At 49.8% G+C, this 12,978-nt stretch carries 13 protein-coding genes; 3 read left to right on the forward strand and 10 right to left on the reverse strand.

The window, feature by feature from the left end; genetic code table 11:
• Positions 1–26 precede the first annotated feature (26 nt).
• The gene (locus ACO0LL_RS11695) at positions 27–440 is read left to right on the forward strand and encodes a group II truncated hemoglobin (protein ID WP_422951041.1); all 414 of its coding nucleotides are present in this window, start codon (positions 27–29) and stop codon (positions 438–440) included.
• A gap of 50 nt (positions 441–490) precedes the next feature.
• Entirely contained in the window at positions 491–1,969 is a 1,479-nt protein-coding gene (locus tag ACO0LL_RS11700; RefSeq protein ID WP_422951042.1) for a DNA recombination protein RmuC, read from the forward strand.
• 16 nt (positions 1,970–1,985) lie between these two features.
• On the opposite strand, the gene soxR is transcribed toward ACO0LL_RS11700, so the two are convergent.
• Complete coding sequence (gene soxR, locus ACO0LL_RS11705) at positions 1,986–2,456, reverse strand: redox-sensitive transcriptional activator SoxR (protein WP_422951043.1); 471 nt, start codon at positions 2,454–2,456, stop codon at positions 1,986–1,988.
• A 90-nt stretch (positions 2,457–2,546) separates the two neighbouring features.
• Between soxR and ACO0LL_RS11710 the strand changes: the two genes are divergently transcribed.
• Positions 2,547–3,608, forward strand: coding sequence for a questin oxidase family protein (locus ACO0LL_RS11710; RefSeq protein ID WP_422951044.1), 1,062 nt, complete (start codon positions 2,547–2,549; stop codon positions 3,606–3,608).
• Here the strand turns inward: ACO0LL_RS11710 and ACO0LL_RS11715 are convergent.
• The 9 genes from ACO0LL_RS11715 to chrA all read right to left on the reverse strand — a co-directional run bounded on the left by ACO0LL_RS11715 (position 3,584) and on the right by chrA (position 12,947).
• A complete protein-coding gene (locus ACO0LL_RS11715; protein WP_422951045.1) occupies positions 3,584–5,236 on the reverse strand; it encodes a diguanylate cyclase domain-containing protein in 1,653 nt (550 codons plus the stop codon). The genes ACO0LL_RS11710 and ACO0LL_RS11715 overlap by 25 nt on opposite strands.
• Before the next feature lie 11 nt (positions 5,237–5,247).
• Complete coding sequence (locus ACO0LL_RS11720) at positions 5,248–5,676, reverse strand: hypothetical protein (protein ID WP_422951046.1); 429 nt, start codon at positions 5,674–5,676, stop codon at positions 5,248–5,250.
• Between the two features lie 9 nt (positions 5,677–5,685).
• Entirely contained in the window at positions 5,686–6,894 is a 1,209-nt protein-coding gene (locus tag ACO0LL_RS11725; protein ID WP_422951047.1) for a hypothetical protein, read from the reverse strand.
• Positions 6,895–7,053: 159 nt separating this feature from the next.
• Positions 7,054–7,419 carry a ComEA family DNA-binding protein gene (locus ACO0LL_RS11730; protein WP_422951048.1) on the reverse strand — a complete coding sequence of 122 codons (366 nt, stop codon included), beginning with the start codon at positions 7,417–7,419 and terminating at the stop codon, positions 7,054–7,056.
• Between the two features lie 88 nt (positions 7,420–7,507).
• Positions 7,508–8,350 (reverse strand): peptidylprolyl isomerase, encoded by an 843-nt coding sequence (locus ACO0LL_RS11735; RefSeq protein ID WP_422951049.1) that lies wholly within the window; start codon positions 8,348–8,350, stop codon positions 7,508–7,510.
• A gap of 107 nt (positions 8,351–8,457) precedes the next feature.
• The gene (gene glp, locus ACO0LL_RS11740) at positions 8,458–9,759 is read right to left on the reverse strand and encodes a gephyrin-like molybdotransferase Glp (RefSeq protein WP_422951050.1); all 1,302 of its coding nucleotides are present in this window, start codon (positions 9,757–9,759) and stop codon (positions 8,458–8,460) included.
• 1 nt (position 9,760) lies between these two features.
• On the reverse strand, positions 9,761–10,309 hold the full coding sequence (gene mobA / locus ACO0LL_RS11745; protein WP_422951105.1) for a molybdenum cofactor guanylyltransferase MobA: 549 nt from the start codon (positions 10,307–10,309) through the stop codon (positions 9,761–9,763).
• A gap of 118 nt (positions 10,310–10,427) precedes the next feature.
• Positions 10,428–11,555 carry a GTP 3',8-cyclase MoaA gene (moaA, locus tag ACO0LL_RS11750; RefSeq protein ID WP_422951051.1) on the reverse strand — a complete coding sequence of 376 codons (1,128 nt, stop codon included), beginning with the start codon at positions 11,553–11,555 and terminating at the stop codon, positions 10,428–10,430.
• 84 nt (positions 11,556–11,639) lie between these two features.
• A complete protein-coding gene (gene chrA / locus ACO0LL_RS11755) occupies positions 11,640–12,947 on the reverse strand; it encodes a chromate efflux transporter (protein WP_422951052.1) in 1,308 nt (435 codons plus the stop codon).
• Between the last annotated feature and the right edge of the window lie 31 nt (positions 12,948–12,978).

Here is a 12,978-nt window from a genome sequence, read left to right on the forward strand (position 1 = left end):
AAGAGCGGTTTTAAATTAGCGATGACATGAATACTGAAGTTGAAAATAATGAAGAAGCCCAGGTCAATTTATATGAATTGCTGGGTGGTGCAGAAAAACTGCGTGAGATGGTTGATCGGTTTTATGACTTGATGGAACTGGAGCCAGAATTTGCTGGCATACGTGCACTACATCCCACTCCCATGGATGGATCACGCGACAAACTGTTCTGGTTTTTGTCTGGCTGGATGGGCGGCCCTAATTTGTATATAGAGCAGTTTGGTCATCCGCGCCTGCGCGCACGCCATCTGCCATATGCCATCGCCAGCAGCGAACGTGATCAATGGCTGCGCTGCATGGCTTGGGCCATGCAGGATGTTGGCGTCAGTGAAGATTTGCAGCAGCATTTAATGCAATCGTTTTATCAGACGGCTGACTGGATGCGCAACCGTCCTGGCTGAGTTTCCAGGCTTTGCAATTTGAAATCCCTTTTTCACCTGAATATTTTTCTATGAGCCTGTTTGAAGTACTGATACTTTTGCTGGCTGCGCTGGCCGTCGTCCTGAATATTTTGCTGTTACTGCGTAAGTCTGGCACGCAGGATGCAAGTGGCATACTTGCCATACAGGAGCAACTGCGCCAGACTCAACAACAATCATTGCAGTCGCAAATGACGCAGGAACGCAGTGAACGCGCATTAAGAGAACAGGTGCAATTGACTGCCCAGACTGGCCGCCAGGAACTGTCTGGTAGCTTCGGCCAGTTACAGCAAAACCTGGCGGCCCAGTTGACCAGCGTGGCCACGCTGCAAAATAACCAGATCGATGCATTTTCCCAGCAACTGGTGAAGCTCAATGAAACCAATGCCCAGCAACTGGAACAATTCAGGCAGGCTTTCATTTTGCAGGGACAGGTTGCGCGTGACGAGCAGGGCCAAAGCCTGAAACGCTTTGGTGATAGCCTGAATCAAACTCTGTTGGCACTGACAGAATCAAATGCCCAGCGCATGAACGAAATACGCGCAACGCTGGAACAAAAAATTCAGCAATTGCAGGCTGACAATGCAGGTAAGCTAGAAGAAATGCGCAAGACTGTGGATGAAAAATTGCATGCGACGTTGGAGCAGCGCCTGGGCGAATCATTCAAGCTAGTCTCTGACCGTCTCGAAAAAGTCCATCAAGGTCTGGGTGAGATGCAGCAGCTTGCGATAGGTGTTGGTGATCTCAAGCGCGTGCTGACGAATGTGAAAACCCGTGGCACCTGGGGCGAAGTGCAACTGGAAATGGTGCTTGAACAAATGCTGACACCAGACCAGTATGCCAAAAATGTAGAAACCATACCAGGCTCAGGTGAGCGGGTGGAATTTGCCATCAAGTTGCCGGGCAAGGAAGAAAACAGGGCACCGGTATGGATGCCCATCGATGCAAAATTCCCCAAGGAACAATATGAGCGCCTGATCGATGCCGCAGAGCGTGCCGATGCAGAGGGCGTAGCGCAGGCAGGCAAAGAGCTGGAGAGAGCGATACGCCTGGAAGCCAAAACCATTTCTGAGAAATACCTGTCACCACCACTGACGACAGATTTCGCCATCCTGTTCCTGCCGACTGAGGGACTGTATGCAGAAGTCATGCGCAGGCCGGGTCTGGCTGATGAATTGCAGCGTACTTGCCGCGTCTCCATCTCTGGCCCATCTACCTTGTCAGCCTTGCTGAACAGCCTGCAAATGGGTTTCCGTAGCCTGGTGCTGGAACAGCGCTCATCAGAAGTCTGGCAAGTACTCGGAGCGGTCAAGACAGAGTTTGGCAAGTTTGCCGATGTACTGACCGCCACCAAAGTCGCGCTGGAAAAAGCGGCAAAAAATATTGATCAGGCAGAAGTCAGAACGCGGCAAATGACACGCAAACTCAAAAGCGTTGAAGCCTTACCTGCTGATACTGCGCAAAGCCTTCTGGGTACCAGCATTGATGCTGGTGATGCAGATACTGAATAAAGATGCTTTGACCTGATTAAACCAGGTCTGAAGATTTATCACCCATTAAATAACGCGGCCCAGTACCTCTGGTATGGGCAATGTCTTGTGGGTTATATAACGCGCAGGATTTGAGCGACAGGCAGCCGCAGCCTATACAGGAACTTAGCTGGTCACGCAAGGCTGTCAATGACCTGATGCGCTCTTCTATCAGGGCATGCCATGATCTCGATAGCTTCTCCCAATCCTGCTTTGTCGGCGTCCGCTGGCCGGGCAGGGTAGCCAGACTATTTTCTATTTCTTCCAGTGTCAGCCCTGCTGTTTGCGCCGCCTTGATAAAGGCAACGCGACGCAATACCTCACGCGGGAATTGGCGACGTTGCGCAGGACTGCGTACGCTGGTAATCAAACCACGGCTTTCATAAAAGCGCAAAGCACTGGCGGCGATGCCTGATCGTTCGGCAAGTTCACCTATGCTGATCAGATTTGTATTGTTTGCATCAGCCATCATTTCACCTCAATGCATAAAAAAGTGTTTGACTTCAAGTTAACTTGAACTTGCATACTACAACACATCAACTATCGATGGAGAGTGCAAATGACGGCTTCAACAACAGCGATGTGCAGTAATTTGATTCTTAAGGACTTGCTGGACAAGAACAGGGCGTTCGCCCTGAATGGCAAGGGAACCACCAACCACTGTCCCATGGCCTTGTGCGCACTTGCCGGCATGGGGGCGAGTGACAGACGTTTGCAGGACTTCTTTGCGCATTGGCGCGATACTTATGCCTTGCCAGCCTTGCCTCCCGCTGTAACCATCAGGTATGAAGACTTTCAGGCTTATCTTGGCAAGAGAGAAAACTTTGCTGATCTGCAATCCTGCTTTGCCATTCGTATTGCTGAGCGAGGAAAAGGCGAAGTCATCAGGGATGTATTGGCCCGTGTCCCATTCGCTCCTGCAACGACCGCCTTTCATGCACTGATACGGCTGGCCTATGGTTTGCAAGCTGAGCATGACGGGGAAATAGCTGCCAGTCTCGCTGCACTGGTTGCCGCGAACTTTGCTATCAGCATCGATATCAACGCACGACCAGCAGCCAGCTCGGTTGTCTCTGGTTTCTATCAGTTATCGCAAGGCATGAGAGGCAAAACCTATCCAGGCAGGATGATTGCAGAGAAAATGTTCGCAGTCGTCAATGATGAACAATTTTTGCAAAATTTACCGGGCATGCCTGTCACTGAAAATTTGCTGGATGAACTGGCGCTCTGGGCGATTTCGGCCTATGGGCAAACCAGAGACTTTACAATCTTGCATATAGTCACGGGTGTCAACGCGGCAAGGCAGGTCCTGCCTTATCTCTATCAAAAAACACTGTTCAGCAGGCGGCAAGATTTATGGGTAGCGCTATGCGCAGCATACGTCTCTGTTGGCGCACCAATGCTCGTGTCTGAATCTGCGTATGAAAGCCGCATGCGTGCAAAACATAGGCAACTCTGCTCCTGGTCGGATTTGTTTGAGAGGGCAATAGAAAGCAATGACGACCATGTGATCAAGTTGACTTATACCTGCGCCCTGGAAATCAGCTTGCAGCCCAATTTGCTTTACCAGATGGTGGTCATGGAAATGCTGGAAGATCAAATAGTATCGTTTGCCTGTTGATGCTTGCCACTATCAAGATGGACAACGCGGTAGGCATTTTTACCGCTGCGCTTGACTTCATACATGGCGGCATCGGCTTGACTGAGTAAATCACTGGCATCAAATTCATTTGGGCCAGTATAACTGATCCCTATGCTGGCACCAATTTGCACACACAGGGTTTCATTGATGACGATAGGCTGGCTGGCCAGGGTAATGATTTTTTGAGCAATTTCTTCTGCTTTTTCCAGATGTGTCAGGTCTTTTAACAGGATGATGAATTCATCGCCGCCGAGGCGGGCAATGAAATCTGATCTTCTGACCGTATTGCTGACCAGGCGGGAAAAATGCACGAGTACCTGGTCTCCAACGGTATGGCCGTGGCTGTCATTGACTTGCTTGAATTTGTCCAGATCTATCATGAGCAGGAAAAAACCTTGTGCATTGCCATTGGTATATTCCCTGGACAGGCGGCTGATTTCTTTTTCAAAGCCCAGGCGATTGTTGATACCGGTTAAATGATCGGTTACCGCCAGTTGATTGGCACTTTCTTCCTGCGATTTGCGTTCAGTAATGTCATTCACCAGGCCTTGCAATATGCCGTCTTCGGCCGGGCTGATGACGAGGTTGATCCACTTCTTGCTGCTTGAACTTGCCAGTTGTATGTAAAAATCGTCAGACATGATCCTGGCTTCATTGATGGCCGCATCGATCATCAGGTGCAGGCGTAATTCCTGGCCTTCCAGCAATGAAGTCAGGGCATTGGCAATAATGTCTTTGCCACCATGATCATCAAGACTGAACATGCGCAGAAAGGCAGGGTTGTAAGAGAGTAGTTCACCAGAAAAATTGAGCTGGAAGATGCCTGTTTCTGCATTTTCAAAAATGGTCTGAAATTTTTTCTCACCTATCGCATGCTGCATGCGTAGGGTCCGCTCTTCATTGAGTGTCTTTAGAAGGCTGGCGACCAGGGTGTTGACGTCGCGTACCAACTGACCGATTTCGTCTTTTTCATTGCCATCTGGCAGGCCCAGCTTGTCACCGGATTCTGGTGCCAGGGTATGCAGTCGGTCTGATATATTTTTAATCGGCCTGGTAATCATCGTCAGTACGACATACACCACCGCAGAAGCCATGGCCAGCGCCTGTAATAACAAGAGATAGACGATGAAGCGTGCCTTGGCTGTGCTCTGGTCCCTGATGAAATCAATATTAGGGTCCAGGTGAATTTCACAGACTTTTTCCTTGGGATTGAATGGAGAATAAACTTCATGCACCAGTTGATTGGATGGGCTGATGCCGGGCAGTATGGCAAGCGCGGATTGATCGCTGCCTTTGACCGGTTTCTTGTCAGCCTGTGCAAGGACTTTACCTTCTGAAATGATTTGCACCCGGCTGATGTCGCCATTCTTTAATAAGCCTCGTGCTAGTTCTCCTGCCAGATTCTGGTCCAGTACGAAGCAGGCTATGCTGGCGGTATTTTCAACCGTGCTTAACGATGCCTGCATGCGCTGGCGGGCTTGTTCCTGTTCAGATTGGGCAGAGAAATGATAGCTGAGCAGTGCGAAAAATATACCTACAAGCAGGGCAATACCAAGCACAATGAATGCGCTGCGATAAACGATGCTGGTACGTAGTAGTCTTAACATGCAGGAATCACTTATTGTGTAGGGTCATAAATCATTCTGACCCGTTTATCCAGCTTCTTCCGTTCTATATAGCCTATGGCTGCCTTGTTGCTGCTGACGATATCCATTACCTCATCCGCAGATTCTATCTGCATGGGCGGCGAGCCTTGGCCAGAAAACATCAACCTCGCCCAATAAGAATTGATTTCAGGCAGATTTTTATTGACCAGCAATGCATAAAACTTCGCCTTTTCGGTATTGGCTGCCGTCATGTCCAGTGGCATGGCATTTATGCCAGATGCCAGCTTGCGGTTTCTACCCATATACAGGTTGATGACTTCATCCTTGCTCAATTTTTCTATGCCACTTTGTGGATTAGCAATCACCACCAGGTCTGCCTGTGCTGCATGACAGCATCCCCAGAAACCAAGACACAAGAGAAGATGGTAAATAACTCTCATCATTTTCTCTTAAAAAATGAAATTGTAGGCAATGCTGATCAGCCTGGCTTTGCCATTCCATCCGGGCTGATTATTCCTGACCAAAAAATAGTCATCGGTCTTGATGTCATCTACTTGTAATTTCACATTACTTTTCTCTGTCAGGTCATAGCGCACCCCGAGAGAGAAAGTGGTCTGGCGATTGTATTGATTATTGATTGCGTCATTGAAGGCTGCTGCGAGCATATCGATATCGGAACTGACGCCCAGCGGCAGGCGGCTGGCAGTGCTCTTGTTAACGGGTCTTGATGCCGAGTAAGTAAAATAAGGTGTCCATTGATCGATGCGATAACCGACAGTCAGGTAGGCGGCCCTGTTAGTGGGGAAGAGCAGGGATGCCGAGCTCAGTTGATTGAGCATGAGCTGAGCCTGCAAGGGCCCCTCATCATAGGCAATACCTGCCGACAGATAAGTGAACTTTTTATCAGTCAGTGACAGGTCATTCGCCAGACCGGCAGCACTGGGAATAAACGCGTTCAGGTAAGGTGAACGCAGGTTGTCCAGCAATGGCTGCAAGGGCGGAAATTCATTTTTGAATGTAAGCTGGCTGTAGCCCAGACGATATATCCAGTTTGAAGTCTGGTATTCAAGATGTCCGCCGAGCAGGCGCGAACGGTTCAGGGACAAGAATTCATCCGGGCTGCCTGTTGAAGTTTTTTCCCTGGCCACACCTGCAAAGACTTTGGCACGCAATATGCCGCCACCCAATGGTGTAGAGAGCACCATGTCGCCGCCATCGAAATAGGAAATGATCAGGCTGCCAAAGAAATCAATGGGAGGTCTTACCCATTGATAGGTATAGCCGACATTGCGTGAATCAGCCAGCAGATAAACATCAAATCCAAGGCGGCCTGCACGCAGTTGCAGATTGTCGTTGGGTACGTAGCGGGCATATGCCCAGGTGACTTCAGGCTGGAATTTGTTTGCAGATCTGCGGCTGACAACTTGCAGGGCTGCGTCGATATTGTCACTGACGCTCTTGTTGAGCTGGAGGCCAAAATTGGAGTCCATGCCAAAATCAGTTTGTCTGGTGTAACCAACACCGTCATTCTGTGTCAGATCCCGGACGATATCAACATTGCGGGTGTTGCTATGAACGACACCCAGTGTGCCAAAACCACTGATGGTAAATGGCTTGCTGTCATCTGCAGCATGCACCTGTGTTGCCAGGGTGAGCATGCTGATGCATGGAATAAGATGTAAAAACCTGCTTGACATAGAACCTCACTGTCACGGCAAAGTGCTACACGATCAAGGGCAAGCTATTCAGTGCTATTGAGTGCTAATTTATGCAATGTCTGTAAACAGATTTTACAGACACTGCGTGGCACTACATGATTATTTTTTCTCAGCAGGTTTTTGTTTGGCGATTACCAAATCTTTTATACCGTTATAAACATCTTCGCTTAATATTTTTTTGCTAAGCAATTCATCCTTACCTTTGTAAGGACGCCCCTTGATAATTGCATCTGAGCGTACATCACCAATTTTAGGGAGGGTTGCCAATTCTTTTTTTGTCGCGCTGTTCAAATCCAGAAGCTCGGTTTTTGCCGATGCTGAAGCCGATGCCGCCGCAGATGCAGACGTTGCCGCAACAGCCGCGCTAGCCGATGCTTTCTTGGATGCGTCGGCGGCAGAAACGCTGCCGATAGCCATGGTTGTCAGCGTGGTCGCCAACAAGATTGCCTGCCATTGTTTTTTCATCTTTACTCCATCCCAAAAAGTGAAAAAGGAGCACGAGGCTCCTGTTTTTTACAAAGTTCATGAGCGCTGCTGAGTGCAGCATAGCATGTTATTGTGTTTGTACCATCGAATTAATGAGTACTGGTGTTACAGGTACATCAGACATGCCGCCGGCTGTTGTGGTTGGCACGACATTGATCTTGTCCATGATATCCAGGCCAGTCACAATTTTGCCAAATACTGCATAACCAGTGCCTGCTGTCAGCCCGTCAAAACCGGTATTGTCAGCCGCATTCAGATAAAACTGTGCTGTTGCAGAGTTTGCATCGCTGGTGCGCGCCATGGCGATAGTGCCACGCAAATTGCTCAAACCATTTGGTGTTTCCAGTTTGATGGCTGGCAGTGTTGTCGGTTGCTGCAAATCAGATGTGAAGCCGCCGCCCTGGACGATAGCGCTCTTGATGACGCGATGGAAAATTTTATTTACATAAAAGCCATTTTCGACATAGTTCAGGAAATTATCGACAGTAATAGGTGCTCTGCCAGGATTGAGTTCGATGACTATCGTGCCCATGCTGGTTGTCATCGTGACTTGTGGCTGTGCAGCCAGTGTCAGATTGACCAGACCGGAGAACAGTGTCGTGCCATTTGCCGCTGTAATGGAGTAAGTCGTTGAGCCAACGCCAACCAGTTTGCAGGACAACACGCGCTGGGTAGCTGTGCCACCTGGCAATTCTGTAATGGTCAGGCAGGCGGGGATGCTGGCGTTATAGCCCTTGTCCAGATTTTGGCCGGTAATCGTAAAGTTGGTTACCTTGCGGTAAACGACCTGATCCGTTGTGACTTTTGTCACGGATGGTACAACGGCAGCCGTATCTGACTTGGAACCGCCGCAGCCGCTAAGTAATACAATAGATGCACAGGCACCCAAGAGCCATGATGTCGCTTTCAAACTGTTCTCCAAAAGTAAGTAAATGGCAGTATTTTACTTTGCTTATCCCTATTTTTATCGTCAAGCTGGAAGCTGTTACGATTTCTATACAATTGTGACTGTATTTTTTAGATAAGACCTGCAAATGGCAGCACGCTGAGCTTTTCGCCAGCAGCAATATTGCCTTGGTCATCATGCAGGATGATCATGCAATTGGCTTCTGACATGGAGCGTAAAATACCGGAGCCCTGTGAACCTGTAATACTGACGCCAAGCTCTCCATCTGCGCGTACGGACAATATGCCGCGCTGGTATTCTGTGCGCCCTGGCCGTTTGCGTATGTCTGCATTCGATTTGACGCTGAATATGGGCAAAGGTGTTATTTCTGCTCCGCTCATTTGCTGCAAAGCCTGGCGCGCAAAAAAATAAAAAGAAACCATGACGGCAACCGGGTTACCCGGCAGGCCAAACAGATAGGCAGATTTGCCTGCTGAGGCGATTTTGCCAAAGGCCATGGGGCGGCCAGGTCGCATGGCTATGCTCCAGAAGGCAACTTCGCCCAGCTTGTCCATCAACTGGCGGGTATGGTCAGCATCGCCAACAGAGACACCTCCTGAAGTGATGATGGCATCGGCATTTTCACAGGCGCTACGCATCGCTGCTTCAAGTGCGTCGGGATTGTCCTGCACCACGCCCATATCTAGTACCTCACAACCCATGCGCATCAGCATGCCATACAGGGTGTAGCGATTACTGTCATACACACAGCCGCTTTCCAGTGTTTCGCCCAAAGAGCGCAATTCATCACCGGTAGAAAATATGGCGACCCGCAGCCGTCTCTGTACGCTGACTTCTGGGATGCCCAGCGAGGCAAGCAGTCCAAGGTCGGCTGGTGTCAGTATCTTGCCTTTATGCAGGGCGATTGTGCCCATGGCCAGGTCTTCACCTTTGAGGCGGCGATTGTCGCCTGCGCGCAAACTACCTGCGCTTATTCTGATTTTGTCATCACTGATTTTTGTCGTGAATTCCTGCGGGACTACCGTATCGCAGGCCGCTGGCATGAGCGCGCCTGTCATGATGCGCACACATTCTCCTCGCCCGACTGTACCGGTAAACTCTGCGCCTGCCAGTACAGTAGCTGTGACCTTCAGTTTCAGTTCCTGTCCATCAGCTAAGTCTTCACCCCGCAAAGCATAGCCATCCATGGCAGAGTTGTTGTGGGCAGGTACGTTGATCGGAGAAGTGATGTCCGTCGCCAGTACGCGCCCCAGAGCCTGGCGTATGGTGAGTTTTTCTATTCCACAAACAGGCTGGATATAGGCGCGCATGATATCTTGCGCCTGTTGAACTGTAAGGGCATTGGGGTTGTAGTCAGACATGCTTGCGGTGATGTCTTGCAGCTTGTTGGCTACTCCTGGGACAGTATTCATATCAGTTTTCAAGTTCCTGTAATTCTTTCAGCGTGTTGATATTCCTGAATGCTGCATTATCCTCAAACAAGACTTCGCTTATTTGCAGGCAGGCATGCCAGGCCTGCATTTTGCGTCCGCCATTTTCAAGATATGCTGTCAATCTGGGTAGTACGCTAGTTTTCATGAGTGCAAACACAGGATGAATTTGTTTTTGCAAAATTCCTTCGCGGTTTTCCAAAGTCGTGGCTATGGCGAGGTCTGTATTTTGCTGTAGCAAGACAGACGACAGGCGCTCAGCCAGATCGGCTGGAAAAAATGGCGAATCGCAGGGCGCGCAAAGCAAATAGGGTGTAGTGCAATATAGTAAGCCAGCCTGTATTCCCGCCAGCGGGCCAGCAAAGTCTTGCATATTATCAGCATGGACTGGGCAGCCAAACTTCTTATAGGTGTCAGGGTTCTGGTTTGCGCTGATCATGACAGTTGCCGTTTGTGCCGCCAGTCTTTGCAGTACATGCACGGCCATGGGCTTGTCGTGCAGGCATTGCAAGCCTTTATCTATTTCACCCATGCGCGTGCCGCGGCCACCTGCCAGTACCAGGCCAGTGATAAGCTCTTTCTTCAGGGGCGTGCTTGAATTTGACACTGAAATCGACTTGCTGAAATCTAAAGTACTTATGATACTGTTATCAGCCGCCTATGTAAGACATTTCTATCTTCTTTCGTTGTTGGCCAGCAGTATTCTGGCTGCGCAATTCAGAGTAGCGGTCAGTGCGTTGTTGCCAGATATGGGCGATGACATTCGCAATTGCCAGATCCGGTAGTTGCTGAGGATCGCGCAACAGGGTGCGCAAATCATGTCCGTGGCTGGCAAACAGGCAGGTGTAAAGCTTGCCTTCAGTTGAGAGCCTGGCCCTGCTGCAGTCGCGGCAAAAAGCTCCGGTTACGCTGGAAATGAATCCCAGTTCACCCTGGCCATCCTGACTTTTCGCATGACGCCAGCGTGTGGCTGTTTCACCCGTATAGTTGGCATTCAGGGCAAGCAGGGGCATACCGGCATCCTGTATGCGTTGCACGACCTGCGAGGAAGGGATGACTTCATCGAGTTTCCAGCCGTTGGAGGCTCCTACGTCCATATATTCTATGAACCTGAGGATATGTGGCGTGTCCCTGAAATAGCGGGCCATGGGCACGATTTCATGGTCATTCAAGCCTGCCTTGACGACCATGTTAACCTTGACAGGTCCCAGGCCGGCGGCTTCCGCTGCTGCTATGCCTTCCAGCACTTCATTCACTGAAAAATCGACATCATTCATGCGCTGGAAAATGGCATTGTCCAGTGCGTCCAGCGACACGGTGACCCGCGTCAGACCTGCATCTTTCAAGCTTTGCGCCTTGCGGGCCAGTAATGAACCATTGGTTGTCAGCGTCAGATCAAGCGGTTTACCATCGACAGTGCGTAGCCTGGCCAGCATTTCTATGAGGTGTTCCAGATGTTTGCGTAATAAGGGTTCACCGCCAGTCAGACGTATTTTCCTGACACCGTGTGCAACAAATATGCTGGCGACACGGGTAATTTCTTCAAAGCTCAGCAGGGATTTATGCGGCAGGTACTGGTAGTCTTTATCAAAGACTTCTTTGGGCATGCAGTAAACACAGCGAAAATTGCAGCGGTCTGTGACGGAAATACGCAGATCATGCAAGGGACGTGACAAGGCATCCTGCAATTGACCATCGGGTGTTGTTAGTACTTCTGGAACAGACAATGCAGGGCGGAAGCGTGTTAGTGCTGATAGCGGAATAAATTTTTCCGTCATGGCTGGAGCTGGTAATTTTTATGCTTAATAAAGAACAATAGCACGACTTGGAATCTCATGTGACTGCGCAGGCCAGTATTGAATTTAAACCAACAGAGACAGAATGTATCCGGCACAGGCGCAAGCTGCCAGCAGCTTGACGGTGGATAGCTTGAATTTGAAAACTGCAATGCCGGCGAGGGCAGTGAGTATAATGGCTTGAATATCCAGGCTTGCCGCATCTTTGAAAAAGACATGGCTGGCAAATAGCCAGGCCAGGCTGACTATGACGCCCACTACTGCTGCTGAAATGGCATTCAGAGGCGCATTCAAATGCAAATTATTTCGACTGGATTCAACCAGTGGGCCACCTGCCAGAATGAAAATAAAAGAGGGTAGGAAAGTGAAAAAACAGGCAACGCTGGCTGCCAGACTTGCCGCCAGTAGTAGAGGATCTCCTCCTAAAAATGCCTGGCTCCAGCCGCCAATAAAACCGACAAAAGCAACGATCATGATCAAGGGGCCTGGCGTGGTTTCACCCAGTGCCAGGCCATCCATCATTTGTGCTGTGCTTAACCAATGATATTGCTCAACTGCTGCCTGCATCATATAAGGCAACACTGCATAGGCACCGCCAAAACTGAACATGGCTGCCTTGGTAAAAAAACTAGCCATATCAGTCAAGGGATGGGGCAGGCCAAAACTAAATGCCAGCAACAGCCACACTGCGATAGCTAGCAGTATCCCCAGGCTTAAGGTGATGAAGAGTTTTAACCAGGAAAAGCGTGCGTGCACGGGTGTGGGTGTGTTGTCATCAATGATGGCCGGCAGATGCGGATGTGCAGTGTGACCATGGGCTGATTTTACGGGATTGCAGTGTCTGCGAAATAGCAGACCGGTACATGCCGCTGCTATGATCACGAGAGGAAAGGGCAGATGTAACCAGGCGATGGCAATAAAGGCCGCGATCGCAACGGCAATCAATACACTGGTCTTCAAGGTACGCTGCGCGATGCGCCAGGCGGCAGCCAGAACTATCGCGACTACGGCAGGCTTGATGCCACTCATGATTGCTTGGACTGCAGTATTGTCACCAGCAACCATATATATCCAGGACAGCAGGATCAATATCAAAAGCCCGGGCAAGACAAAGAGCAAGCCAGCCATGATGCCGCCCCTAGTCTTGTGCATCAGCCAGCCTATGTAAATGGCCAACTGCGTCGCCTCAGGCCCAGGCAAGAGCATGCAGTAATTCAAGGCATGTAAAAAACGCGCTTCAGATATCCAGCGACGTTTTTCCACAAGCTCTGCATGCATCAATGCAATTTGCCCTGCTGGTCCACCAAAGCTGATGAATCCCAGCTTGAGCCAGTACAGGAATGCAGCTTTCAGTGAAATTTCGTGATCAGGCAAGGGTAATACTTTCTATATCTTGCGGACGAAT

This window comes from Undibacterium sp. TC4M20W (assembly GCF_049340245.1).
Classification (GTDB): Bacteria; Pseudomonadota; Gammaproteobacteria; order Burkholderiales; family Burkholderiaceae_D; genus Undibacterium.

Coding starts and splice junctions, on each gene's coding strand:
- ACO0LL_RS11695 (WP_422951041.1), top strand. CDS start 27: ATGAATACTGAAGTTGAAAATAATGAAGAAGCCCAGGTCAATTTATAT.
- ACO0LL_RS11700 (WP_422951042.1), top strand. CDS start 491: ATGAGCCTGTTTGAAGTACTGATACTTTTGCTGGCTGCGCTGGCCGTC.
- soxR (WP_422951043.1), bottom strand. CDS start 2,456: ATGGCTGATGCAAACAATACAAATCTGATCAGCATAGGTGAACTTGCC.
- ACO0LL_RS11710 (WP_422951044.1), top strand. CDS start 2,547: ATGACGGCTTCAACAACAGCGATGTGCAGTAATTTGATTCTTAAGGAC.
- ACO0LL_RS11715 (WP_422951045.1), bottom strand. CDS start 5,236: ATGTTAAGACTACTACGTACCAGCATCGTTTATCGCAGCGCATTCATT.
- ACO0LL_RS11720 (WP_422951046.1), bottom strand. CDS start 5,676: ATGAGAGTTATTTACCATCTTCTCTTGTGTCTTGGTTTCTGGGGATGC.
- ACO0LL_RS11725 (WP_422951047.1), bottom strand. CDS start 6,894: ATGCTCACCCTGGCAACACAGGTGCATGCTGCAGATGACAGCAAGCCA.
- ACO0LL_RS11730 (WP_422951048.1), bottom strand. CDS start 7,419: ATGAAAAAACAATGGCAGGCAATCTTGTTGGCGACCACGCTGACAACC.
- glp (WP_422951050.1), bottom strand. CDS start 9,759: ATGAATACTGTCCCAGGAGTAGCCAACAAGCTGCAAGACATCACCGCA.
- mobA (WP_422951105.1), bottom strand. CDS start 10,309: ATGGGTGAAATAGATAAAGGCTTGCAATGCCTGCACGACAAGCCCATG.
- moaA (WP_422951051.1), bottom strand. CDS start 11,555: ATGACGGAAAAATTTATTCCGCTATCAGCACTAACACGCTTCCGCCCT.